The organism is Telluria sp. RB2R28, assembly GCF_059685835.1.
On the sequence record NZ_JCASIK010000005.1, the window covers coordinates 395,566 to 421,167 of the forward strand.

The following is a 25,602-nucleotide window of genomic DNA, read 5'->3' on the forward strand; positions in this document are numbered from 1 at the left end:
AAATGCGTTGTGCCTCATCACGATGGGCCTGGCTGCCATCAAACCAGGAAGGCGACAACGACTATGTTTCGGCAGAAAGGTATTTGAGTTTATTGTTCAAACCACGTAAATGCCGCAAGCTGTCGCAGAAATTGCGCGCCGCACCGATGTCAGAATACCCGGCCAAAGATATTTTACGCGCCTCCCGCACGGCGATGTCCGAAGTCGCAGCTTTTGACTGGTCCCGCCATCAGCAGCAAATTCGCGATGGTGAGGCGCCTGGCCCCATCCTGATCGTGCGACAGAACGATGGCTCAGGCTTGATTATTGCGGATGGCTTTCACCGCATGTGTGCCCCTTTTGCCGAAGATGAGCTGATCAAGGTTCCGTGCAAGATTGCCTGAACCCGGGCAGTATCAAGGCGAGTAAAAACCGGCGCTGTTGCGCCGTTTTTTGTTTGTGACGGGATGCGGCGCTTGAAGGCGGAGCTCAAGCGCATTACGGAGGAGCGTGACTGCCGGCATGGCGCCGGCAGACGATATCGGCGCCAGGCGCCGGATCAGCGCAGCGTGCGTGCGAAGAACTCGTCGGTGCGGCTGTTGGCCAGCGTGGCCGCGTCATGGTCGTAGTGACCGCCGCCCGGGCGGGCAAATGCGTGGTCGCAACCAGGGTAGACATGGATCTCGGCGTCGGTGCTGTCGGCAAACGCGGCCTTGATCTTCTCTTGCGCGTCCGGGCCGATGTACTCGTCGGCGCCGGCCAGGTGGTACAGGAACGGCGCGCCGATGTTCTTTGCTTCGGACAGGTAGTTGTCGGTGCCGCCGCCGTAGTAGGCCGCGAATGCATCGCCATCGGTGCGCGCCGCGCTCAGGTAGGTCATCAGGCCACCCAGGCAGTAGCCGGTGACGCCGACCTTGCCGGTGCTGCCTTCCATCGTGCGCGCTGCGCTGATGGTGGCGGCGATGTCCTGCACGCCATGGTCGAAATCGTAGCTCTTGTACAGTGCGAACGCGCGCGCGACGTCGGCTTCATTCGCTTCCGATAAGTCCACGCCCGGCTCTTCGCGCCAGAACAGGTCGGGGGCGACGGCGATATAGCCCTTGGCGGCGTAGTTGTCGGCAATGCTGCGGATGCCGGCGTTCACGCCGAAGATCTCCTGCAGCACGATGATGACCGGGTAGGTGCCGACGACGTCGGGACGGGCCACGTAGCAATCGAAACCGCGTTCGGCGGTGGTGACGGTAAGTGTTTCGGACATGGAATTCCTTTAGGTTGACGGGGAGGGTGCCGGCCGGCTTGCGTGGGCGGCCGTAGCGACACATATGATAAGACGAATGGGACGGATGCTGCCACCAGCACGATTGCAGCGCGGCCCGGTCCCGTCGCGAGCAAGCTCTCAGCCCTGCAGACTGACGCCCATTTGCCGGCAATACTGGGCAAGGCGTTCGGGCAGATCCTCCGGACACACGCCGCACGCCCGGTTGCCCGGCACGGCATAGTCGATGAAGGTCGGATAGGGCAGAGCAAGCTCGGCCATGATCGAGCGAAACGCCTCCAGCGTCTTGCCGGCCCCGAGTCGCCCATTGCGCTGTTTTTCCTGGGCAATTGAGGAGACGTGGCGCTGCTGGTAGTCGTGCGCGGGATAGACCAGCGTCTCATCCGGCAGCGCGAACAGTTTTTCGGTCACGCTGCGATATAGCGCATCGGCATCCCCGTTCTGGAAATCCGTGCGGCCGCAGCCGTCGATCAGCAGTGCGTCGCCGGTAAAGACCCGTTCGCCCAGCAGATAGGAAAAATGGCCATCGGTATGGCCGGGCGTATGCAGCGGCTGCAGGGATATGCCGCCGACCTCGAACGGACGGCCTTCCTCGATCGCGACATCGGCGCAGGGCAGGTTGTCGAACGCGGGCGCGGCGATCTTGCTGCCGGTGGCGTTGCGCAATGCCAGCGCTGCGGTGATGTGGTCGGCATGAATATGGGTGTCGAGCGTGAAGGCCAGTGTCAGCCCCAGATCGTGCAGGACGCCAAGGTCGCGCTCCATGCTCACGATCACGGGGTCGATCAGGATGGCCTGGCCGGTCTGCGGATCACCCAGCAGATAGGTATAGGTGCTCGACAGCGGTTCGAAAAGTTGCTTGAAAATCATAGTGCCTCCGGTGATCGGTGGATCAGGACCTGCGTCGTTCGAGCAGTTCGAAGATGCCCATGCCGGCCAGCATGGCGGCGCAGAAAATGAGTGGCTGCACGCTGCCCGTCGCGAGCGAGGCCAGCGCCGGACCGGGACAGAAGCCGGCCAGGCCCCAGCCGACCCCGAAGGCGAGGCTGCCCAGCACCAGCCGGCGGTCGATCCGGGTGGCTGTCGGCAGGTGCATGGGCTCGCCCAGCAGCGATTGCCGGCGCCTGGCAGCAACCCGGAATGCGGGGAGCGCCGCCAGGATCGCGCCGGCCATGACCAGCGCCAGCGACGGGTCCCAGCGGCCGGCCAGGTCGAGAAAACCCAGGACCTTGGCCGGGTTGGTCATGCCGGATACGATCAGGCCGATGCCAAACACGAGACCGGTAATCAATGCCATCAGGATGCGCATGCTGTTCTCCTCAAGCCAATAGATGAAGCACGATGAACACGGTCGCGAAGCCGGCGCCCATGAACGCCAGCGTGGCCGCCAGCGAACGGGCCGAGCCGCGTGCCAGCCCGCACACGCCATGGCCGCTGGTGCAGCCGGCGCCGTAGCGGGTGCCGATACCGACGAGCAGGCCAGCGGCGATCAGCGTGCCCGTGCCGGCATCGATGCGCATGGCGGGCAACGGTGCGGCCAGCGTGTACACGAGGGGCGCCGCGACCAGGCCGAACAGAAACGCGATGCGCCAGCCACGCTCGCCCGGGGCCGGGCGCAGCAATCCGCCGATGATGCCGCTGATGCCGGCAATGCGGCCATTGAACAGCACGAACATGGCGACCGCCAGGCCGATCAGCAAGCCGCCGCTCAGCGCGGTCCAGGGGGTGAAGTCAGTCCAGTTCACGGTCATCGCTGCCTCCCGGTTGTGCACAGAATTGCTGGTACAGGACCTGCAGCACGGCGCTCGCCGCGTCGCTGGCCAGGCTGTAATAGATTTGCTTGCCGTCGCGCCGGGTCGTGACCAGGCGCTCCTCGCGCAGCACGCCCAGCTGTTGCGAGAGGGTGGGTTGGGCAATGCCGGATGCGGCTGCCAGCTCGCTGACGCAGTATTCGGCCTGCGTCAGCTGGCACAGCAGCAGCAACCGGTCCGGGTTGGCCAGCGTCTTGAGCAACGCGCAGGCGCGCACAGCGGCGGCTTGCATCTCAAGCAGGTTCAATGGTTCTGGAGAATGGTTCATGGTATCGCTTTCGTCAGACCCCATTAAATCACACTATATCGAAAAACAAAATATCTTTTGATATATTGATGGGTTTGTCGTGGAGGTTCGGGCGGCGCCGACGCGTGTGTCCGGCACGGGGTAGAATTTCAGGGCATTGTGGTCGTCATGCCGTCGTTCAACGTCTTCATGGCCCACCACGACCATTGCCATATTCTGAAAGAACCGTACATGAGTCATTTCGAGCACCTCCGCAGTCACGCCATTCGCGCACTTCAGGCCACGATGGAAGAGTATGTCGCGCCGGCGTCCGGCGCGCGCCACATCCACCTGACCACCACCGGTGCCGACATGGCGTTCCTGGTGGGCTTCCCCACCGTGCCCGACGCCAGCGATGGCCGCGCGCACATCCTGGAACACCTGGCGCTGTGCGGCTCGCAGCGCTATCCGGTACGCGATCCGTTCTTCGCCATGCTGCGCCGCTCCACCGCGACCTTCATGAATGCGTTCACCTATGCCGACCGCACCGTGTATCCGTTCGTCAGCACCGACGAAAACGATTTCTACAACCTGCTCGACGTGTACCTCGACGCGGCCTTCTTCCCGAAGCTCGACTACCTGAACTTTTTGCAGGAGGGCTGGCGCTACACGCTCACCGATGGCGTGCTCGGTTACCAGGGCGTGGTCTTCAATGAAATGAAGGGTGCATTTGCCGACCCGGGCCACGCGCTGTACAAGGGCCTGACCTCGACCATCCTCAGCGGGACCACCTACGAAGTCGATTCGGGCGGCGATCCGCTGGCCATCCCCGAGCTCACGCACCAGATGCTCAAGGACTTCCACGCCAGCCATTACCATCCGTCGCAGGCGGTCTTCATGACGGCCGGGCCATTGCCCGCTGCTGCGGTCCAGGCCCGCATTGCCGAGCGCGTGCTGGCGCGCCAGATCGACGCATCCGCGCGCCGCGTGCCGCAACTGGCCAGCGCCTTCGCGGCGCCGCAGCGCAATACCGTGCGCATTCCGTCGCAGCAGGGCCGCGACAACGAATTCGGGCTGCAAATGACGTGGCTGATGGGCGAGTCGGCGGTCCCGAAAGTGGCGTTTGAAGCGAGCCTGCTGTCGGCTGGCCTGCTGGGCGACGCCGCTGCACCGCTGATGAAGGCGATGGAGACGGCGGGTTATGGCCGGCCGTCGGGCTTCAATGGCCATGACGACAGTGCGCGCCAGATGCTGTTCCATGTTGGCATGGAAGGCCTCACCGAGGCCCAGGCGTCGCTGGCCGAAGCACTGATCTGGGCCACGCTGGAGCAGGTGGCCGAGCAGGGCGTGGAGCACGCCACGCTGCAGGCCGCGCTGCGCGACCTCAAGTACCAGCAGCGCAATACCCGCAGCGGCAGCATGCCGAACGTGCTCGAGCGCCTCTTGACCGCGCTGCCGGTCGCGATGCGCGACGGCGACGTCGTCACTGCCTTCGACAGCGACGCCATCCTGCAGGCGATGGAAAGCGATATCGCCGATCCCGCTTACTTCAAGTCGCTCGTACGTAACCTGTTGACGTCGCCTGGCCGCCTGGTGTCGACCATCGTGCCGGATGCCGCCTATTTTTCTGACCGTGACGCCGTGGAAAGCGCGCGCCTGGCGCAGGCCTCGGCCCAGTTGACCGACGCCGACCGCGCGCGCATCGCGGCCGATACGGTGGCCCTCGAAGCGCACCAGAAAACGGCCTTCGATTCGCAGGTGCTGCCGCGTATCCGGCCTGGCGACGTGAGCACACAGCCGCGCGCCTTGCCCGCGTTTGCACCGACCGCGGACGACATCCACGCGTTCAGCATCGGCTCGAACGGGATTTCATCGGCCAGCATCGTGTATGACGTGTCGGCGATCCCGGCCGCTGACTGGCCATGGCTGGCGCTGTACACGCAGCTGCGCGACGACCTGGGCCTGGAGGGCCAGGACTACGCCGATGCCGGCGCCTGGCGCCAGCGCATGGTGCCGTCGTTCGGCTTCGATCTGCAGCCGTTCCAGCTTCCGGACGGCGCGCTGCGCATCGACCTGACGGTATCGGCCAATGCCCTGCGCGAAGAGCATGCCAATATCGTCGCGGTGCTCGACGCCTATATGGCCCGGCCACGTTTCGACGAGGCCGTGCGCCTGCGTTATCTGCTCGAACGCAAAGTGGAAAACACGCTGGACGACCTGGCGCAGGCTGGTAGCCACTATGCGTCCATGGCCGTGAGCGCGCCGCTGGCGCAGGTGCGGCGCTTCCAGGACGCCATTGCCGGACCGACGGCGCTGGCATTCAACGCCCGCCTGAAAGCCCTGGCCGCAACGCCGGAAGGCGTGGCGCAGGTCGCGGCCGAACTGGCGCGCATCCACGCTGCCATCGTGGCGCAGCGCCCGAGCATGCTGTGCGCCGGCAGTGGCGACGATGGCCATGCACTGGCGCGCCTGCTGGCGGCGGCGTGGCCGACGTCGGCTACCGCCGCTGGCGCAGCTTCGGTGCCTGGCCAGCCAGTAGAAGCCGCACCACAAGCCCCGGCGAATGTCGCGCTGCACGCGGCAGGCCAGGTCAATCACTGCAATATCGCATGGGCAGTGCCAATGTCGCACGACGATGACGCCGGCGCCCTGAGCGTGGCTGCCGAGCTGTTCACCAACCAGGTGCTGCACACGGCGCTGCGCGAAGCGGGTGGCGCGTATGGCGGCAGCGCCTCGTATGCGGGCGATTCGGGCGTGTTCTCGATGGCGTCGTTCCGCGACCCGCGCCTGGCGGCCACCTACCGCGATTTCGACGGGGCAATCGACACGATCCTGGCGTCTGATTACAGCGACGAGCAGGTCGAAGAAGCCATCATTGGCGTCATCAAGAAGCTCGACAAGCCGGAAGCGCCGTGGGATGCGGTGCGCCTGGGCTGGCGCATGTACCGGCGCGGCACCGACATGGCCACGCGCGAGCGTTTCCGCCAGGGCGTGCTTGGCTGTACGCAGGCGCAGGTGAAGGCGGTCGTGCAGAAGTACCTGAAGAACGGCACGGCGAGCCGCGCGGCGTTCGCCGGCAATACCGAGCAGGATCTGGGCGGATTGGCCGTGGTGGATTTGTCGGCGCTGGCCGGCGCTTGATGGCGGTTTGTTGATGGCAGGCGGCTGCCCCCAGTAGCCGTTGTTAATACTGATTCCCTATTAAAATAGTTTAAATACTATATTTAATAGGGAATTTCTTTTTTGAATATTCGGTAGGTGCAATGCCTGCTGTCGGATTCAGTCAGCCCTGAATCCATCGATCATTTTCCAATCACTCTGTTGCATTGACGGTACGCAGAATCTGCTCGGGAGGTCCTGCATATCATTCAATGGTATGGCGTGCGCGCGCGATGTTTCAAAGATTTTCTCAATTAAATATCTACACGGATAATGTAAGTGGGATACGCCATGAAATTATTTGAGCCACTGGATATTCTGCCGGATATCGTGCATGGGATTGATCTTGCCGCCAAATCGCCATCTGGCGCTGTGCGGTATTGTAAAACCAGGACGCCGCGTATCAGTCTCAGGCAATGGAATATGTTTCATGCGGTAATTGACTACGGTGGTTTCGATGGCGCCGCCGATCAATTGCACGTGACCCAGTCGACCGTCAGCCACGCTGTTGCCAAGCTGCAAGAGCAACTCGGCATCGCGTTGCTGGAACTGAAAGGGCGCAAAGCGCAGATCACCGCCGCTGGCCAATGTTTGCTGGAAAGGTCACGTGAATTGGTCAGGCAGGCCAACGCGCTCGAGTCGCTGGCCGATACGCTGCACCATGGCTGGGGTCCGGACATTCGCGTGGCAATCGACCCTGGTTTCCCCTCCGATTTGCTGATCCATGCCGTGCGGCAGTGCTCGCCGTCGCTGCACGACCTGCGCCTGAGCGTCAGCGAAGTCACGCCCGACGGCGCCCGGCGTGCGCTGCATGCGGGCGAAGCCGACATCGTCATCGGCGCGCAGCCGGTGCTGGGCTTTGCTGCCAGTTTCCTGCTTGAGGTCGAGCATATCGCCGTGGCCCATCCGGCCCATCCGCTGTTTTCAGGCAAACGCGCCATCACGCACGATGAGCTGAGCACGTATTCCCAGGTCGTCATCGTTCCAGCGCAACACGGCAGCGGCGCCAGCATGGGCGAGTCGGCGCCGCATCATCCTGGTTCCTGGCGCGTATGCAATCCCGAGCGGGCCATTGGTATCCTGCGGCAGGGCGTGGGTTATGCGTGGCTGCCCAGGTTCCAGGTACAACAGGCGTTGGATGCCCGGCACCTGCGCGCCTTGCCGCTGGCGGGCGCGCGCCATCACGGCACACGCCTGTACCTGATGTGCGCACAGTCGGTAGCGGCGGGGTCGGTGGCCAGGCAATTTGCCGATGCGCTGCAGGCCTGCAGCGCGCGCTGCCGCCAGGCAGATACGGGCCAGGCATGAAACGCGCTCTGCAGCCGATGGCCATGCCGCTGTCGCGGCGCAGCAGAGAGGGCACGGAATCCTCGGCACTGCTCGGGGTCCGGAACGTGCTGCGCAACGGCTGGCTGATCGCAGCCGTGGGGTGCGCGATCGCGATCTTCGCCATTGCCGTTGCACTGGGTGTGAAGCCGGTCTACGAATCGAACATCCTGATCCAGATCACACGCAACGCGCCGCCGTCGGCCGACGTGCAGACGGAAACCCCGGCCATTACCGAAATCGAGATCCTGCGATCGCGCTCGATCCTGGCGCGGGTCGTCAATGCCTTGCACCTGGATATCGCCGTCGAGCCGACCCTGTTTCCCGTCGTGGGCGCCTTCATCGCGCGCAGCAATCCCGGGTTGTCGGAGCCCGGCCTGTTTGGCGTCGGCGGCTACGTGTGGGGCAACGAACAGGTGCGGGTGGATACCTTCAACGTGCCTGATGCGCTGCTGGACCAGCCGTTCAAGCTGGTCGTCAGCGGCCCGGATACCTATACGCTCAGCCAGCAAGAGGCCGGCATCCGGGTGCACGGCAAGGTCGGCCAGCAGCTGCACGCCAGCTTGCCCGCGGGCAAGCTGGACATCCTGGTCGCACATATCCACGCCAGACCGGGCGCGGCGTTCACACTCTATCGAAGTCGCCAGGGGCAGGCGGTGGACAGGCTGCAACGGTCATTGGCAATCGCCGAAAAGGGACGGCTGTCAAATGTGATCGGCGTGTCGCTGCAGGGCGCCAGGCCCGAGCTGGTCAGCCGGATCCTCAATGAAATCGGCGACCAGTATATCCAGCAGCAGACCACCCAAAAAAATGACGAGGTGAAGAACCAGCTGGTGTTCTACGACCAGCAAGTCGCGCAAGCGCAACGCCGCATCCATGAGCTCGATGTCAGACTCAACGAGCTCCTGCGGCAGCACGGCGCATCCGACCTGAGCGAGGACGCGCGTATCCTGGCCCAGCAATCGCTGGTACTGCAGGCCGAACTCACGGCAAAGGAACAGCAGAAAATCGCGTTGGCGGGTCGCGCCGGCGACCGGCATCCCGATATGGTGGTCGTCACGCGGCACATCGCCTCGATCCGTCATGATCTGGCCGATATCGAGGCCAGGCGCAAGGGCTTTGGCGCAGCCCAGCAGGAAATACTGGCGGTCAATCGCGACAAGCTGGCGCACAGCCAGATGAGTTTCGAGCTGCTCAATACGCGCCACAAGCTCGATGCCTTGATGCTGTCCAATCACGTCAACGTGCGGGTGGTTGACCGGGCCCAGGTGCCATTGCAGTCGGTCACGCTCGGCTTGCCGGTCATGCTCGTGCTGGCTTGTCTGCTGGGTCTGGCAGGCGGTGTCGGTGCATCGGTATTGAAAAATGCACTCATGCGGCGCAAGCACCGGGGCAGCGCGGCCTGGGGTGTGCGACGGCTCGCGATCGGTACGCAGGCGCCGCTGGACGAAGGCAATGTGGACACGCAGGATGCTGCGCCGCCCGCGGCGGGGCAGGGCGAAGGCGCTGTCAGCAGCGCCAAGGGTGCGGCGTCAGCGACTGGCACCCAGGCATGAGCCGCCCTGCAAATTGCCCGCCGCCTGAGTCGCGCTGTCATCTCACCCACGGCAATTTGGCGTGCAAGTTTCTATTTCTGCGTACTACGTCAACCTGCCATCGCGAGCGTATTTCTTTCGATATTTTCTAGTAGATTGATCGCTAAAGAAACCAATCATAAAAATGCATCTGATGATGGTGGTGAGGCGTCAGATATATCGATATTTTCAACGTTTTCTTATTCCCTATGTTGTTAGAGTAAACACCAGTGTAAGGCGGCGTGAGCGAATATCGAGTCTATCGATAGCATCGTAATTCTGAGCCGTGCATGTGCCTGTTGGACGTTTGTCAGATCAAAACGGGGGGCGTAATGGCGATAAATAAGAATGTCAATGGTGTTGAATCCGTGTTTCCGCCTGAAGTCATGCTTCCGCTTCTCGAAACGTTTTCATTGGCATTGCTGGTCAGTCTGTTCATTTGCATGCTCAATATCCTTACCGAGCGTTGGCATGGCAGGTTTTCATTTGATATCGATGTCAATGGTGTCCAGAAAGTTCACAAGAACATGGTTTCACGCACTGGTGGCGTGGCCATGGTTGCAGGCGTTCTGGCAGTTCCATCGTATGGCGCTCTGGTGGGCTATCCGCTGGCGCTGCAAACCGAAACAAACGCGCTCATCTTGCTGCTGTTGCTGGCAGCACTGCCTGCGTTTTTAGCCGGCATCATCGAAGACCTGACCAAACAAGTGTCGGTCCGTCTGCGCCTGTGCGCCATCCTGACCAGCGGCGTACTCGCCGCCTGGCTGGTGGAAGCGCATCTGCCGCGCCTGGATATCTGGGCGCTCGACAGCGTTCTGCACTGGCTTCCCGTGTCGTTTGCCGTGACCGCGTTTGCAGTGGCAGGGGTATCCAATGCCATCAATATCGTCGACGGTTTCAACGGCGTCGCCGGTGGCACGATCGTCGTCATTCTTGCCGGCGCAGGTTTTCTGGCATGGCAGGCCGGGGATCCCATTGTCACCCTGCTGGCCCTGGCAGGGATGGGGGCCACCATCGGATTCTTGTTGCTCAATTACCCGACCGGCCGCCTGTTCATGGGCGACGGCGGCGCGTATTTCATTGGCTTCTGGGCGGCAGAAGTGGCAGTGCTGACGATTGTCCGCAATCCCCGCATCAACGCGTGGCAGATTCTCGCCATCTACGCATACCCGGTGATCGAGGTCCTGTTCAGCATGTATCGCCGAAAGATCCTGCGCAGCGCCCTGGTCGGCGCGCCAGACCGCCTGCATCTGCACTCGCTGTTTTACCGCCGCGTTGCCTGCAACAAGATCGGCATCGCCGGCCGCGCATGGCGCCGCAATGCGGGCGTGGCCTGCTTCGTTACCGCCTGGCTCAGCGCCGCGACGATCGCCGCCGTGCTGCTCGGCGATACCGTACCCGCTGCAGTGGCGCTGGTCCTGGCCCAGATGGTGGTCTACGTGGCGGTCTACATGCGCCTGGTGCGGGGCCATTGGGGGCGCTGCCGCCACCCCGCCGTCATTCTTGGTCTGCGGCCACAGCCCAGAAGCGAAGCGATCTGAGCGATGCGGCCCTGCGTGTGCCCAGCATCCCAATTCATTTGCCACCACTGACAGGAACAGCTTCATGCCCACCTTTGACGATATTCAGACGGCGCTGCGCGCGCATCCCCAGCGGTGGCTGATCACCGGCTGCGCAGGCTTCATCGGTTCCAATCTGCTCGAAACGCTGTTGAAGCTCGACCAGACCGTCGTCGGCCTGGACAATCTGTCGACCGGCTTTCAGCACAACCTGGATGAAGTGCGCAGTCTCGTGACCGACAGCCAATGGCAACGCTTCACGTTCCTGCATGGGGATATCCGCGATCCGCGCATGTGCCGGCAGGCTGTCGCCGGCGTCGACAAGGTCCTGCACCAGGCCGCGCTGGGTTCGGTGCCGCGCTCGATTGCGGACCCGCTTGCCACCAGTGACACCAATATCAACGGCTTTCTTCACATGCTGGTGGCTGCGCGCGATGCGCAGGTGTCGTCGTTCGTATATGCGGCGTCCAGCTCGACCTATGGCGACCACCCCGACCTGCCCAAGGTGGAAGAGCGCATCGGCAAGCCGCTGTCGCCCTATGCGTTGACGAAGTATGTCAACGAGCTGTATGCGGACGTGTTTTTCCGTTGCTACGGGCTGCGCACCGTGGGGCTGCGCTATTTCAACGTGTTTGGCAAGCGGCAAGATCCGAACGGCGCCTATGCTGCCGTGATTCCACGGTGGATCGCGTCCATGCTGGCAGGTCGCCAGGTGCAGATCCATGGCGATGGCAGCACGAGCCGCGACTTCTGCTATGTCGAGAATGCCGTGCAAGCGAATCTGCTGGCGGCAATGGTACCGGTCGAGGCCGGCAGTGCGGTCTACAACGTGGCCGTGAACGAGGCGACGACGCTGAACCAGTTGTTTGCCTGCCTCAAAACCATTCTCACGGCGCACGGTGTGACGGCCATCATGGAGCCGCTTCACACCGCGTTTCGCGCTGGCGATGTGCGCCATTCGCAGGCGGACGTCAGCAAGGCGATGCGTGAACTCGGGTACGCGCCGGCTTACCGCATCGACGCCGGCCTCGCAGCGGCTGTGCCGTGGTATTGCCAGCATCTCGGTAATCCCGCGCCGGGTGCGGGCGCCGTTGTCAGCGCTGGTGTCAGCGCTGGTGTCAGCACTGGCGCCAGCGCTGGCAACAATGCCAACGTCACGGCAAGCGCGGACGTGAACCATGCCCATGCTGGCTAAGCATCTGCCGCAGGCGCTCACGATGCCGCCTGGCCGCGCCGGGGAGGGCAAATGAGTCTGCTCGATACGCTCGGGGCACGGTGCCGCATCGCCGATCCGCAGCATCTCGCAATTTTCCGCGGGCTGCTGACCGTGGCGCTGTTCACCTTGCTCGGCAAGCTGATGAGCGCGGCAAAGGAAATGGCGGTCGCCTACCGCTACGGCCTTGCGGCCGAGGTGGATGCTTACCAGTTCGTGTACAACCTCGTGTCCTGGCCGCTCGGCATCTGGGCCAGCGTGCTCGCTGCCGTGCTGGTGCCGCTGGTAGCGCGCATGCGTGTGTCCAGTCCGCAGGCGATCCCGCGCTTTCGCGCCGAGCTGGCCGGTTTCACACTGGTGCTGGGCATGGCGCTGGCGCTGCTCGGTTGGCTGGGCATCGGCGCCTTGTTACGGTTCGACCTGAGCGGCCTGCCGACGCACTCGGCGCAGCTCGCCGCGACGGCGCTTCCCGGCCTGATCCTCATGCTGCCCCTGGGTCTGCTGGTCGCGCTGCTATCGACGTGGTTGCTTGCGGCGCAGCGCCACGTCAACACCTTGCTCGAATGCGTGCCGACGCTGTGCATCACGGCGGCAGTTTTGCTAGGTGCCGGCGGGGGTATCAGCCCGCTTGTCTGGGGCACGATTGCCGGCTGCGCCTGTCACCTGCTGACACTCCTGGCGCCGCTGTCGACGCGGCGCGAACTGGAGACCCCTGCCTTCACCAGAGACTCCGCCCAGTGGCAATGGTTCTGGCAAGGCTTCGGCATCATGCTCGCGGGTCAGGCCTTGATGAGCTTTACCGTGATCATCGATCAGTTTTACGCGGTCGGCCTCGGCACCGGGGCGCTCGCCATGCTGGGCTACGCGAATCGGGTGCTGTCGCTGATTCTTGGCCTGGCAGCCATTGCCATTTCGCGTGCCACGCTGCCCGTGTTCTCGCAGGTCAGCGCCGATGCTGCCGGGCAGGTCTACCGCGTCGCCGTGTCCTGGGCGCGCCTGATGTTCATCTGTGGGGTTGCCGTCATGCTGTTGAGCTATCTCGCGGCGCCGTGGGTGATACGGCTCCTGTTCGAGCGAGGCCAGTTCGATGCGACCGACACGGCGCAGGTGGTCGAGGTCTTGCGCTACGGCTTGCCGCAGTTGCCGTTCTATTTTGCGTCGATGGTCCTGGTGAGCTACGCGCTCAGCCAGCGCCGCTACGGCTTGATTGCCTGGTCCGGCGTCATCGGCTGTGGCGGTAAGGTACTTGGCAACCTCGTGTTGGTGCCACGTCTTGGCGTCAATGGCATCGCACTGGCGACGATGGCGGTGTACGGTCTCAACGCGCTGTTCTTCTGGCTGGCGTTGCGGCGCCGGTCGCCACCACGGCGCCCTGCGCCAGGTCTTTGAGCGATGGAGCGCATCCAGTGAAAATCCTGTTGCTCATGCATAGCCTGTCCGCAGGGGGCGCCGAGCGCGCTGCGTGCACGCTGGCCAATTTCTGGGCGGGTAGGGCGCGCGAGGTGACCATTGTCACGCTGGCCCCGGTCAGCGCCGACTTTTATCCGCTCGATCGCAGGGTAGGGCGTATTTCGCTCGATCTGGCCGGGGCCAGTCGCCATGCGCTCCATGGCCTGTGGCAGAATGCCAGGCGCGTGATGGCGTTGCGGCGCCTGTTGCGCAGTCTGCGGCCAGACGTCGCGCTGGCAATGATGAGCACGCCAAATGTGCTGCTGGCCCTTGCCAGCCTGTGGCTGCCAGCGTTGCAGACGATCGGTTCGGAGCGTTGCTATCCGCCGCACGCACCGCTTGGTCGCCTGTGGCACGTTCTGCGCCGCAGGCTGTACGGCAGGCTCTCGGCCATGGTGGCGTTGACGGACGAGTGCGCGCACTGGATCGAAACGCGAACGTCGGCGTCACGTGTCGTCGTCATTCCCAATGCCATCGCCTGGCCACTACCGGACAACCCGCCGCGGCGCAGTCTTCCCAGGTTGTGCCAGCCGCAGCGCAAGCGCTTGCTCGCCGTGGGGCGCCTCGACCCCGTGAAAAACTTCAACGCCCTGATTGGCGCGTTCGCACGCCTGGCGGGTGCGTTTCCGGACTGGGATCTGGTCATCCTTGGGGAAGGGCCCGAGCGCGCCCGTCTGGCATCGGCGATCGGCCGCATGGGACTGGTGCAGCGCGTGGCCATGCCCGGCGTGGCCGGCAATATGGCGTACTGGTATGGCCAGGCCGACCTGTTTGCGCTGACCTCGCTTTCCGAGGGTTTTCCCAACGCCCTGGCCGAGGCAATGGCCCACGGCGTGCCTGCGGTCAGCGTCGATTGCAATACCGGGCCGCGCGACATCATCCGGCACGGTATCGATGGTCTGCTGGTCCCGCCAGACGATATCGCCGCCCTGAGCGACGTGCTGGCCCGTGTGATGGGCGACGGCGCATTGCGCGGGCAGTTGGCGAGCCGTGCAACGCAGGCGAGGGAGCGCTTTTCGGTCGAGAAAATCGGGCAGATGTGGGAAACATTGTTCGTGTCGCTGTGCGGCAGTCAGGTGCTGGCCCATGAAGCCAGCCAGAGAGGCAGCCACGACGGCAAGCCCGAAGTCAGCCGTACAGGCAGGCGCGGTGTCTGCCATGAAGCCAGGCAGTCAGGCAGTCAGTCAGGCAATCAGTCAGCCGCAATGAAAGACCCTGCCCATGAACCATGAACTCGCCGCCGACAACGAAGCGAGGCTGCCCGGCTTGCATCGGCCACGAACCCCGCCGCGCACCGACCGCCGCTTCTTCGTCAGGTACCACACCCTGTTGATGGCGATCGCGCTTGGCGCCATGTACGCCAATCTGCCAATTTATCTCTACATCCTCGATGCGCGGTTGTTGCCCAAGTTTATTTATTTCGGCATTTTTGGATTCATCGCGCCGCTGATGGTCATACGGTGGCAAGCGCTTCGCGATTACCTGGTGTCGCCATTCGCCTTGTGGGCATTGCTATTATTTTCCTTGAATATGATCCATCTGGCAGGTTTTCCTGCCAGCGTGGATGTCGGTGGTGCAGCGTTCATGGATATGCATGCCGAAGCCAGGCGCTCCATGATTGCCACGCGCGCACAATATATTCTGTTCGCCCTGTTCCTCGGATTCGTTGCCTATATCTCGCCCACGAGAATGTATTTGCGGATGATGTTCGTGCTGATGGCGGTTGTGCCATGCGCCGTCATCGTCGATTTTGCCAATCCCGGACTGTTGTATCCGGTGGATGTAACCGGTGCTGTACTTGGGCGGGCGGCAGCCATGTTCATCAATCCGAACCTTGCCGGGGAAGCCATCCTGCACATCGTCGTGCTTGGCTTTGCCGTGCTTGATCGCCGCTTTCGGATGCCCCTGTTTCTATTGGCCGGCGTCGCCATCCTGACCACGTTTTCCCGTGCCGCGATCATCGCGTGGGTAGTGTTGCTGGGGCTCTTTATTTATAAGCAAACATTACCAAAATCCGCCGCGATATCACTGACGATTGCAATCGGCATTCTCCTCGTCTTTATCGGCAGCTTTGAAAGCTATATATCTTCACGAGAAGAATTCGAAGACGCAGCCACCAATATCCTGTCAAGGCTCAACTTCTTCTCCAGCTTTACCTTCGATGATGATAGTTCTGAAGAGCGGGCAGGTGTAATTCAGGCCGGCTGGGAGTTATTTCTTCAAAACCCTTTATTTGGCTCAGGTGCTGGCGCCACGCATTTTTGGCGGCACCGGGGCAGTACGCATAACCAGCTCCTTCTTTTAGCCGCCGAATATGGTGTCATGGGAATTTTATTATGGGGATGGATGCTCATCATGCTTTTTAAAAGCAGTTTCTTCAGCGATCGGGGATTACGTTATGCGATGGCATTTCTGTTCGCGTTCATGTCGATGTTCACCCACCAAATGTTTGATGCCGCTTCGTACTGGCTGGTCACGTTTGCGCTGGTTTGCGCCATGCCGGGCAGCGCACCGGCCAGCCCGCTGCCGCCCTGGCCCAGGCCGTGCATGGCGCGCCTTCGCTGAAGAAACACTGTCCAGCGTGGCATGACATGACGCCCCGGCCAAGATCACAGCAAGCGTGCTTGCATGCACACTTACAAATTCACCTGCACACACAGCATCGACGACGACGCGCTCTGCGTACTCAACCATGGCTTCCGCAAAATTTGTCATTTCGCTCGATTTCGAGCTGTTCTGGGGCGTCGCCGATACGCAGACGATTGCCGACTACGGGCGCAATGTGCTGGGCGAATGGCAGGCCGTGCCTCGTATGCTGGCCTTGTTCGCGCGCTATGGCGTACGCGTGACGTGGGCAACGGTCGGGATGATCATGTGCCGCAACTACGATGACTGGCGCGCCACGCGGCCGACGCTCTTGCCAGCTTACACACGCCGCGCGCTGTCGCCGTATGGCATGGACCAGTTCGTACGCAGCTATCCGCGGCTGTTCTTCGCGCGGCCACTGGTCGAGCAAATCCTGGCAGCGCAGGGGCAAGAACTGGGAACGCACACCTTTGGGCATTTCTATTGCAACGAAGCGGGCGCATCACCAGCGCAATTCGCGTCGGATCTGGCATGCGCGCAGTCGGTGGCTGCCGGCATGGGCGCCAGCTTGCGCAGCGCGGTACTGCCACGCAATCAGATTGTCGCGGCGTTCCTCCCCATCCTGTCCCAGGCGGCGATTCAGGTTTATCGCGGCAATGCGCCGCACCCGTTGTACCGCCATGGCGACGCCGTGGTCGGCGGCCTTGCCGGGCGTGCAGCGCGCTTTGCCGATGCCTGCCTGCCGCTGAGCGGCAAACGCACCGTATGCCCGCAGTCGCTTGGCGCCCTGGTGAATGTACCGGGCAGCCAGTTTCTTTACCCATGGTCGCGCCGCCACCGCGCGTTGTTGCCCCTGCGCCTGCGTCGCCTGAAGCAGGGAATGGCGCTGGCGGCGCGCGAGGGCAGTACGTTTCACCTGTGGTGGCATCCGCACAATTTTGGCGTGAACCTGGACGAGAATCTGGCGCAGCTTGAAGTATTGCTGCGCCACTACCGGCGCCTGGCCGACACCCACGGGATGCAAAGCCATTGCATGGCCGATTTTGCCTCGTCCTCGGCCATTGAAACTGGCACTGCCACTGCCACTGCGTCCGCTTCGCCCACCGCGCCCGATGCGCGGGATCCGTCATGACGCGCCACGTCCTGCATGTCATCACCGGCCTGGCGGTGGGTGGCGCCGAGATGGCGCTGTACCGGCTCATCCTCGCGTTTCGCGACAGCCAGTACCGCCACACGGTCATTGTCCTCAGCCCAGGCGGCGGCATGTATTCGCGCTTTGTCGCGTCAGGCATCACGCTGATCGTGCTCGACGTGCGGCGCGCGCCGATCGGCGACCTCGTGCGCATGGTTCGCCTGATCCGTACGATGCGTCCCGATATCGTCCAGACCTGGCTCTATCATGCCGATTTCCTCGGCGGCCTGGCCGCCCGCCTCGCCGGCAACCGCAATGTGATCTGGGGCATTCGCACGACCGATGTCGACGGTGGCTGCGCGCGCAGTACGGCGCTCGTGCGCTACCTGTGCGCATCGTTGTCGTGCTGGGTGCCGCATACCATCGTGTGCGTGGCCGAGGCGGCGCGGCGCTCCCATTCCCTGCTTGGCTACGACGCCAGCCGCATGGTGGTCGTGGGCAATGGCTTCGATCTGTCGGCATTCACGCCAGGCCATGAAGAACGTGCAGCGCTGCGGGCACGTTGCGGCTTCGCGGCTGACGACATCGTGCTCGGCACGCTCGGGCGCTTCAACCTCGACAAGGACTATCCCAACTTCGTCAAAGCCGCCGGCCAGCTCGCCAGGCGTTACCCGCGGCTGCGCTTCCTGATGGTTGGCAAGAGCCTGGATGCAGACAATGCCGAGCTGTTGCGCTGGATCGATGCCACCGGTTATGCGGAGCGCTTCGTCTTGCTGGGCGAACGCGCCGATATCGCCATCTGCCTGTCCGCCATGGACATCTTCTGCCTGTCCTCGCGCACCGAGGCCTTTCCCAATGTGGTGGGTGAGGCGATGGCGATGGGATTGCCGTGCGTGGCAACCGATGTCGGCGACGTCGCCGCCCTGATGGCGGACACGGGCGTGCTGGTACCGCGGGCCAATCCCGAAGCGCTTGCGCAGGGCGTGGCGGGCCTGATGGCGCTGGCCCCCGCGCAGCGCAGGCAGATGGGGCAGCAGGCCAGGGCGCGCATCGGCGCCAGGTTCACGATGGGGTGCATGCGGACGCGCTTCGAGCACATTTATGAAGGCGTCATTGCGAGAGGAGAACTCTGATGTGTGGATTCACTGGATTTCTGGCTGCGGCGTCTTCACCGGCGACTGACCAGGTCGGCTGGCTCAGGCGCATGACCGATGCAATCTACCATCGCGGTCCGGACGATGCCGGTTACTGGTCCGACGGCGAGCACGGCATCGCCCTGGGCCACCGGCGCCTGGCGATCATCGACCTGTCCCCGGCCGGTCAGCAACCGATGCGCTCGTGCTCGAACCGCTTCGTGCTCGTCTTCAACGGCGAAATCTATAACCACCTGGACATGCGCAACGAGCTCGAGGCGAGCGCCGGTGTGTGCGGGTGGCGCGGTCGCTCCGATACCGAAACGCTGCTTGCCGGTTTCGATACCTGGGGCATTGCGGCCACGGTCGAACGCGCCATTGGCATGTTCGCCTTTGCCGTCTGGGACCGGCAGGTCGGCGTGCTGACGCTGGGGCGCGACCGCGTCGGCGAAAAGCCCCTGTATTACGGCTGGCAGGGCAGGGGAGACGACGCGGTGTTCCTGTTCGGCTCCGAACTCAAGGCACTGCGCGCGCATCCGGCATGTGCTGCCGACATTGATCGCGGGGCACTGTGCCTGCAACTGCGGCACAGTTATGTGCCGGCGCCGCATTCGATCTATCGCGGCATCGCCAAGCTGCCGCCGGGCTGCCTGCTGACCGTCTCGGCGGCGCGCCCGGAACCGGTGCTGCACACGTATTGGTCGGCAGCGCAGCAGTGCACGCAAGGCGTGGCCACACCGTTTGCGGGTACGCCAGCGCAAGCCGTCGATGCACTGGATACGCTGCTCAGCGACGCTGTTGGCGCTCAGATGATGGCCGATGTCCCGCTGGGGGCATTCCTGTCCGGCGGGGTTGACTCGTCGACGATCGTCGCGCTGATGCAGGCCCGGTCGACGCGGCCGGTGCAGACGTTTTCGATCGGGTTTCACGAGCAGGGGTTCGACGAGGCGCCCCATGCAAAAGCCGTGGCCCGTCATCTCGGCACCGATCACACCGAGCTGTACGTGACAACCGCGCAGGCACAGTCCGTGATTCCACGGCTGCCGTCGATGTACGACGAACCGTTCTCCGACTCGTCCCAGATTCCCACGTTCCTGGTGTCCCAGCTGGCGCGCCGGCACGTTACGGTGTCACTGTCGGGCGACGCCGGCGACGAACTGTTTTGCGGCTACACCCGCTATGGTTTCGCCGCGCACCTGTGGAAGTCGATCAGCGCGGCGCCGTTGCCCGTACGCCGGCTCGCCGCACGGGGCATCACCCGGGTGCCAGTGGCTTCCTGGAACCGGCTGGCGCGCACACTGGGGCCGTGCCTGCCGCGCGCCATGCGCTTTGCCAACACGGGCGACAAGCTGCACAAAGGCGCGCAGATCATGGCCAGCGCATCGCTCGACGCGGTGTACCTGGGCCTCGTGTCGCACTGGGATGATCCGGCCGCGCTCGTGATCGGTGGCCATGAACCGAACACCTTGCTGCGCGGCGCCGCGCCGGTGCTGGCCGGGCTCGGTAGCGTCGAACGCATGATGGCGCTCGACACCCTGACCTATCTGCCCGACGACATCCTGGTCAAGGTCGACCGGGCCGCCATGAGCGTATCGCTGGAAACGCGGGTGCCGTTTCTGGATCACCGCGTGATCGAGTTTGCCGCGCGGTTGCCGCTGGCGCTGAAACTGCGCGACGGCGCGAGCAAATGGGCGCTGCGGCAAGTGTTGTATCGCTACGTGCCGGAAGCACTCATCGAGCGGCCCAAGATGGGCTTTGGCGTGCCCATCGGCGACTGGCTGCGGGGCCCGCTGCGCGACTGGGCTGAAACCCTGCTGGCCGAGTCGCGGCTGCGCAGCGAAGGCTTCTTCGAGCCTGCGCTGCTGCGCACCCGCTGGCGCGAGCACCTGGATGGCCGCCGCAACTGGCAATACCACTTGTGGGATGTCCTGATGTTCCAGTCGTGGCTCGAGCAGCAGGCCGGGCCGCACCGCGAAGCGGGTGGCGCCGCGCTGCACTGTCAGGCGCCACCCGCCGTCGCGGCGCCATGCCCGCTGGCGACATGACCCTCGTGCAGTGCGTCCGACCTTCCTGAGGATGAACACCATGAACAAGAAAATCGTTATTTCGGTCAATACCGCCTGGAATATCCATAACTTTCGGTCTGGCCTGGTCAAGGCCCTGATCGCGCAAGGCTACGACGTCATGGTCATGGCGCCAGCCGATGCCTATGTGCACCGACTGGCGTCGCTCGGCTGTCGTTTCAAGACGATTTCGATGGACAACAACGGCACCAGCCCCAGTCGCGACCTGTCGCTGCTGGTCAAGTATTGGCGTGTCTTGCAATCGGTGCGCCCGCTGGCCTACCTGGGCTACACGATCAAGCCCAACATCTACGGATCGATCGCCGCGCACCGGCTCGGGATCCCGGTCATCAACAATATCGCGGGTCTCGGCGCGACCTTCATCAGCAACTCGCCATTAACGTACCTCGTCAAACGGCTGTACCGCTGCTCGCTCAGGCAATCGAACCGGGTGTTCTTCCAGAATGCCGACGATTGCAAGCTGTTCATCGACGCGGGCCTGGCGCGGCCCGACGTGGCGGAAGTCCTGCCCGGTTCCGGGATCGACTTGCAGCAATTCCAGCCGGATCCGGCGCGGCTACCCCCAGTGGACGGATTTTGTTTCTTGCTGGTGGCGAGAATGCTTCGCGATAAAGGTATCGAGGAATACGCCGCCGCGGCGCGCATCGTGCGTCAGCAATTGCCAGGGGTGCGGTTTCAGCTGCTGGGACCGGTCGATGCGCACAATCCGAACTCGATCCCGTTTGAACGAATCGCGGGCTGGAAAAGCAGTGGACTGATCGAGTACCTGAAAGAGACCGACGACGTCCGGCCCTATCTGGCGCGTGCCGATTGCGTCGTGTTGCCGTCGTACCGCGAGGGCGTGCCGCACACGCTGCTCGAGGCGGCAGCCATGGCACGTCCGATCATCGCCACGAATGTGGCCGGCTGCAAGGACATCGTGGAGCATCAGGCCAATGGCTTGCTATGCAATGTAAAAGATGCAGCCGACCTGGCCGACAAGATGGTGCGGATGGTTGGCCTGACGCATGCACAGCGCCTGGCCATGGGCCAGGCAGGCAGGAACAAGGTCGTCGCGCAATTCGATGAAAATGTCGTGATCGCGCGCTACCTGAGCGCACTGCGGCAGATCGAAGCCAATGGGCATGCGCACGCCGTGCCGGGCCTCGAAACAACGGCGCAAGTCTGATATGACGCTGCGCTTACTGACCGGCGACGCCGCACTGGCCCATATCGGCGCGCAGACGTTCGTCACGGCGTGGCGGGCGCTGCATGCCGTCTGCCCCTGGGCCACTGCCTGCCAGCACCCCGATTTCGTCTTGCCGTGGTACGGCTTGTACGGGGCGCTGTTCGTGCCCGTTATCGTTCTGCAGGAAAGCGCCGATGGCGCGCTGGTCGGCCTGTTGCCCCTGGCGCTGGACGACAAGGGCCGGCGCCTCACCGGCGCCGGGGAACGCCATGCCGAATACCAGGGCTGGCTGCAGCCCCCGGACGCCGGCGCACTGTTCATCACGGAAGCGCTGCGCACCATCCGCGAGCATCTTCCGCGCGCCGATCTCGCGTTGCGTTACCTGCCGGCTGGCACGCCGTTGTCGTGGCTCGGTGCGTGGCGCAACGAAGCATCCGATGCACGACGGTGGGTCACACTGCGCTGCGTGCGCCGGCCACTGATGCAGATCGATGCGGTTGCGATGCACCGGCAGCGCAACAAGAAAAATCACCGGCAGAATGCCAATCGCCTGGGCCGGCTGGGCGCGGTGCGGTTCGAGCAGGTTGTCGAGCATGACCATTTCTTGCGGATCATCGACGCCATTGGCGACCAGTACGATTTCAGGCAGGCGGCGCTGTACCGCGCAAGGCCGTTCTCGCTCGACGCGGCAAAAAAGCGTTTTTATATCGCGCTACACCGGCAAGGGCTGCTCCACGTCACGATCCTGACCGTGGACGGCGCCATTGCTGCATCCCACATCGGCCTCTTGAGCGCCGGCCGGGCCGTGCATCTCGGGATCAATACCTATCACCCGGCCACGTCCGCTCACTCCCCCGGCAATTTGCTCCTGGCCATGCTGGGCGTGCATCTCGCGGCGCAGCAGATGCCGTTGCTCGACCTGACGCCGGGCGGCGACGGATACAAGGAGCATTTTGCGACGGCGCACGATCACGTCTCGACGCTGACGATCCACCGCGATCTGCGCAGCTTCCTGCTGACGGCGGCGCGCCAGCGCCTGGTCGATGCCGCCAGGGCATTGGCGGCCTGGGCCGGCTGGCGCCACCATGACGTGCTCGCTGTCGTGCATGGCATCCGGCCGCAGCGCTGGGCAAGCGTCGCCGCCGGGTGGGTGCGCCGCCGCGCACACCCTCAAGTCGTCTCTCGCATCCTTCGTTCCGGGCCTTTCGGCCAGCCTGCATGCACACTGCTGCCATCCCGCGACAGCTTGCCTGATGTGCTGCAATTTGACGCCAACGATGCGGCATTGGGTTACTGCGCATTCCTGAACACGGTCATGAAGCGGATGGAGCGATCCGACCATTTCTACAGCCTTGTCCACGGCAACCGGCTGGGCCTGTTTTGCTGGGCGAATGGGCCCACGGCGGGCGCTGGCATGGTCCTGTCTGGGTTATATGTGCATCGGCAATGCATGCAGCCCGATCTGGTCGAGGCATTCATTGCAGGCGTCGTGCAGGACATCCGGCGTCGCGATCCGCAGGCGGCGATTTACTATCAGGGCAGCCTGAGCGCTGACCTGGACAACAACCTGGCGCGCTGTGGTTTCAGCCCGGCCAACCTGCAACAGGAGCAACCGGCATGCATGCAAGCGCATTGATTTCCCCGCCCGACGGCGTCACGTGCCACGTGGGGCAGATCCCCGCCGGCGTCGAAGAGGCCCTGGTGACGACCTATGCATCGCTGCATTCGTCGCTGGCGTTTTTCAAGGTGTTCCGGTCGATCGAGAACGCCAGTTGCTACCTGGCCCATCGCGCCGGCGCGCCCAGCACGGTGCTGCTGTTTACATTCAGCGGCAGGCGGATCAACGTCATCAACGAAATGATCGAGGTCGAAGAAGCCGAGATGGCGCGCTTCGTGACCCATGTCTTCGCGCATTTTCCGCAGATTGACGTCATCAGTTTCAAGGCCGTCAAGACCGCGACCCGCGCGCTCGGATTCCCGGTGCAACAGTACCGGGCCAAGGGCAGCTATGTCGTCACGCTGCCTGCCACGCCCGATGCCTACAAGGCGCGCATCGGCAAGTCCACGCGTGCCAGCATCAACCAGGGCCTGAATGGCATCCGGCGCCACTTCCCGTCGTTCGAGTCGCGCTTTTTCGTCAACGACGACATCGACGAGCGCCATATTCAGGCGATCGTCGCGTTGAGCGAACAAAAGATCAATGCCGGGGACGCCGTGTTTTTCTACGATGTGGCGCGGCTTACCCGGCTGGCCAGGCTGTGCGGATTCGTGCATGTGATCCTGATCGATGGCCGCATCTGCGCCGGCTCCGTCAATTACCAGGTTGGCGCCAGCTTCTTTGGCGACGCGATGGGGTACGACCCCCAGTATGAAAAATTCGGGCTTGGCAAGTTGTGCGTTTTCCTGACGATCTGCGAAAGCATCGTGCGCGGCGGAACCCGGTTCTATCTGGGCGGCGGCGTGTTCGCTTTCAAGGAACGCTTGCTGGGGGTGCCGTTTTACATGGACGAAGTGCATCTCTATCGTTCGCCCATAAAACTGCTGCGCAACATCGATCATGCGATCGGCGCCATGATCGCCGCAGCCACGCGATCGGCCAGGCAACTGCTGCATCAGCACAAGGGGGCGACCTGGGCCCGACTCGTGTTCAAGGCGTTTTACCTGTTACAGCGGCGCAAGTGACACGTTGCCCGTATGGTGACCCGATGAAGAGCCTGTCGACAAAGCGGCGCAAGTTATTGCTGCGTGGCGCCGTCCTTGGCGCAGCGGCGGCGTTATTGCCCGCCCCGGTTGGCGATGCAACAGGAGGCCAGCCCCGGCGTAACCAGGTGGGCGGCATCAAGGCCGCCGTGGTGCCGCCAGCCATCGTCAGCCTGGCTGACTACGGCGGTTTGCCCGGGGCGCAAACGGCAGCGCTGGTGGGGGCGTTTCGCCAGGCACTCGATGCTCTGGCGGACCAAGGCGGTGGCACGCTGCTGGTCCCGCGCGGTGTCTACGATTTTGGTCAGTGCACCGACGCCGCGACGCTCGTGCTGTGCCGCAATGCGCGCGACATTGCCATCTCGGCGTACGGCGCCCTGTTTAAGGTCACGACGGCGGCCAACGTCATGCCCAACCTGTTTTACTTCTTCAATTTTCAGAACATCACGATTGCCGGCGCCAGCTTCGCCGATGCAGGATTCGACCCGCGGCCCGACTGGCGCGGCATGGTGTGCGTGGGGATCCAGGCGGACCGGCCGAGCCACGGCTTCACGCTGGTCGACTGCTATGCCGAACGGGTCGTGAGTCTGCTCTCGTCGCATAACAACGCCGCCACGCGACGCTTTCTTTCCAATATTCGTGTCCACGGCGAAGTGCGCTACGCGTATTACGGCGTCAACGCCAGTTTCGTCAGGGAGAATGCCGACATCGACCTGGTCTGTCACGACGTGCGACGGGCCGTCATCGCGTCGGCGCTGCGCAATGCCGACATCCGGGTAACGGCATCCAGCACCGCCCAGTGGCCTGGTAGCAATGGGCTCATCGCGCTGATTTGCTCTGGTGCCAGCGTGGGTAATGTAAAGAACGTACGGATCGTGCTCGCGGCTTCGGGCGAGGGCAACTACGGCAGCTATATTCACCTTTATCACCAGGGCGATCAAACTGAAGGCACGATCCGCAACATCGACGCCACGGTCCATGTCGCCCATGCTGCTCCCGTCACGAGCCTGTTCCTGTTTGACCACGAAGCCCGCTTTGTCAAAGCGACCACATCCCGGGTATGGGACCGCATCGCGCTGCACGGCACGATTACCGGCGACTTCGACGGCCGCATCGTCGCCAATCCATCGGTCAGCGCCAGGCCCGGCACGGTCTGCCTGGATCGTCACTTGGCACAGCGTGCACATGCGTATCCCGGGCACATGGCGCTGGTGGTGCAATGAAACC

20 protein-coding genes and 1 pseudogene are annotated in these 25,602 nt (G+C 63.4%); 16 read left to right on the top strand and 5 right to left on the bottom strand.

Going from position 1 to position 25,602, the window contains the following annotated elements; translation table 11 throughout:
* The first annotated feature begins 83 nt into the window (after positions 1-83).
* Entirely contained in the window at positions 84-383 is a 300-nt protein-coding gene (locus AC56LV_RS19990) for a hypothetical protein (RefSeq protein WP_499560147.1), read from the top strand.
* 155 nt (positions 384-538) lie between these two features.
* Here AC56LV_RS19990 and AC56LV_RS19995 read toward each other — a convergent pair whose 3' ends face one another.
* From AC56LV_RS19995 to AC56LV_RS20015, 5 genes are all read right to left on the bottom strand, one after another.
* Entirely contained in the window at positions 539-1,237 is a 699-nt protein-coding gene (locus AC56LV_RS19995) for a dienelactone hydrolase family protein (RefSeq protein ID WP_258836416.1), read from the bottom strand.
* Positions 1,238-1,375: 138 nt separating this feature from the next.
* On the bottom strand, positions 1,376-2,125 hold the full coding sequence (locus tag AC56LV_RS20000; RefSeq protein ID WP_499560148.1) for an MBL fold metallo-hydrolase: 750 nt from the start codon (positions 2,123-2,125) through the stop codon (positions 1,376-1,378).
* A 22-nt stretch (positions 2,126-2,147) separates the two neighbouring features.
* Positions 2,148-2,564: a YeeE/YedE family protein gene (locus AC56LV_RS20005; RefSeq protein ID WP_499560149.1), complete on the bottom strand. Its 417-nt coding sequence runs from the start codon at positions 2,562-2,564 to the stop codon at positions 2,148-2,150.
* 10 nt (positions 2,565-2,574) lie between these two features.
* Positions 2,575-3,006, bottom strand: a complete 432-nt coding sequence (locus AC56LV_RS20010; RefSeq protein WP_499560150.1) for a YeeE/YedE family protein — start codon at positions 3,004-3,006, stop codon at positions 2,575-2,577.
* Positions 2,987-3,334: an ArsR/SmtB family transcription factor gene (locus AC56LV_RS20015; protein ID WP_499560151.1), complete on the bottom strand. Its 348-nt coding sequence runs from the start codon at positions 3,332-3,334 to the stop codon at positions 2,987-2,989. The genes AC56LV_RS20010 and AC56LV_RS20015 overlap by 20 nt, the downstream gene beginning before the upstream one ends.
* Before the next feature lie 210 nt (positions 3,335-3,544).
* On the opposite strand from AC56LV_RS20015, the gene AC56LV_RS20020 reads away from it, so the two are divergent.
* The 15 genes and pseudogenes from AC56LV_RS20020 (at position 3,545) to AC56LV_RS20090 (ending at position 25,598) form a co-directional block, all read left to right on the top strand.
* On the top strand, positions 3,545-6,433 hold the full coding sequence (locus tag AC56LV_RS20020) for an insulinase family protein (protein ID WP_499560152.1): 2,889 nt from the start codon (positions 3,545-3,547) through the stop codon (positions 6,431-6,433).
* A gap of 309 nt (positions 6,434-6,742) precedes the next feature.
* A complete protein-coding gene (locus AC56LV_RS20025) occupies positions 6,743-7,759 on the top strand; it encodes a LysR family transcriptional regulator (protein WP_499560153.1) in 1,017 nt (338 codons plus the stop codon).
* 17 nt (positions 7,760-7,776) lie between these two features.
* Positions 7,777-9,333 carry a GNVR domain-containing protein gene (locus tag AC56LV_RS20030; RefSeq protein ID WP_499560154.1) on the top strand — a complete coding sequence of 519 codons (1,557 nt, stop codon included), beginning with the start codon at positions 7,777-7,779 and terminating at the stop codon, positions 9,331-9,333.
* Positions 9,334-9,683: 350 nt separating this feature from the next.
* Positions 9,684-10,892 (top strand): MraY family glycosyltransferase, encoded by a 1,209-nt coding sequence (locus AC56LV_RS20035; protein ID WP_499560155.1) that lies wholly within the window; start codon positions 9,684-9,686, stop codon positions 10,890-10,892.
* Between the two features lie 64 nt (positions 10,893-10,956).
* Positions 10,957-11,973, top strand: a pseudogene (locus tag AC56LV_RS20040) (SDR family oxidoreductase); the annotation flags it as partial.
* A gap of 183 nt (positions 11,974-12,156) precedes the next feature.
* The gene (murJ, locus tag AC56LV_RS20045; protein WP_499560156.1) at positions 12,157-13,512 is read left to right on the top strand and encodes a murein biosynthesis integral membrane protein MurJ; all 1,356 of its coding nucleotides are present in this window, start codon (positions 12,157-12,159) and stop codon (positions 13,510-13,512) included.
* 17 nt (positions 13,513-13,529) lie between these two features.
* Complete coding sequence (locus tag AC56LV_RS20050) at positions 13,530-14,804, top strand: glycosyltransferase family 4 protein (RefSeq protein WP_499560157.1); 1,275 nt, start codon at positions 13,530-13,532, stop codon at positions 14,802-14,804.
* The gene (locus tag AC56LV_RS20055; protein ID WP_499560158.1) at positions 14,794-16,137 is read left to right on the top strand and encodes an O-antigen ligase family protein; all 1,344 of its coding nucleotides are present in this window, start codon (positions 14,794-14,796) and stop codon (positions 16,135-16,137) included. Before AC56LV_RS20050 ends, AC56LV_RS20055 begins: the two co-directional genes overlap by 11 nt.
* Positions 16,138-16,264: 127 nt before the next feature.
* Positions 16,265-17,290: a polysaccharide deacetylase family protein gene (locus AC56LV_RS20060; protein ID WP_499560159.1), complete on the top strand. Its 1,026-nt coding sequence runs from the start codon at positions 16,265-16,267 to the stop codon at positions 17,288-17,290.
* Positions 17,287-18,423 (top strand): glycosyltransferase family 4 protein, encoded by a 1,137-nt coding sequence (locus AC56LV_RS20065; protein WP_499560160.1) that lies wholly within the window; start codon positions 17,287-17,289, stop codon positions 18,421-18,423. The genes AC56LV_RS20060 and AC56LV_RS20065 overlap by 4 nt, the downstream gene beginning before the upstream one ends.
* Complete coding sequence (gene asnB / locus AC56LV_RS20070; protein ID WP_499560161.1) at positions 18,423-20,468, top strand: asparagine synthase (glutamine-hydrolyzing); 2,046 nt, start codon at positions 18,423-18,425, stop codon at positions 20,466-20,468. Before AC56LV_RS20065 ends, asnB begins: the two co-directional genes overlap by 1 nt.
* Positions 20,469-20,508: 40 nt before the next feature.
* Positions 20,509-21,675: a glycosyltransferase family 4 protein gene (locus AC56LV_RS20075; RefSeq protein ID WP_499560162.1), complete on the top strand. Its 1,167-nt coding sequence runs from the start codon at positions 20,509-20,511 to the stop codon at positions 21,673-21,675.
* 1 nt (position 21,676) lies between these two features.
* Positions 21,677-23,311, top strand: coding sequence for a GNAT family N-acetyltransferase (locus AC56LV_RS20080; RefSeq protein ID WP_499560163.1), 1,635 nt, complete (start codon positions 21,677-21,679; stop codon positions 23,309-23,311).
* Complete coding sequence (locus AC56LV_RS20085) at positions 23,293-24,357, top strand: GNAT family N-acetyltransferase (RefSeq protein ID WP_499560164.1); 1,065 nt, start codon at positions 23,293-23,295, stop codon at positions 24,355-24,357. Before AC56LV_RS20080 ends, AC56LV_RS20085 begins: the two co-directional genes overlap by 19 nt.
* A 23-nt stretch (positions 24,358-24,380) precedes the next feature.
* Positions 24,381-25,598 carry a hypothetical protein gene (locus AC56LV_RS20090; protein ID WP_499560165.1) on the top strand — a complete coding sequence of 406 codons (1,218 nt, stop codon included), beginning with the start codon at positions 24,381-24,383 and terminating at the stop codon, positions 25,596-25,598.
* The last annotated feature ends 4 nt before the right edge of the window (positions 25,599-25,602 follow it).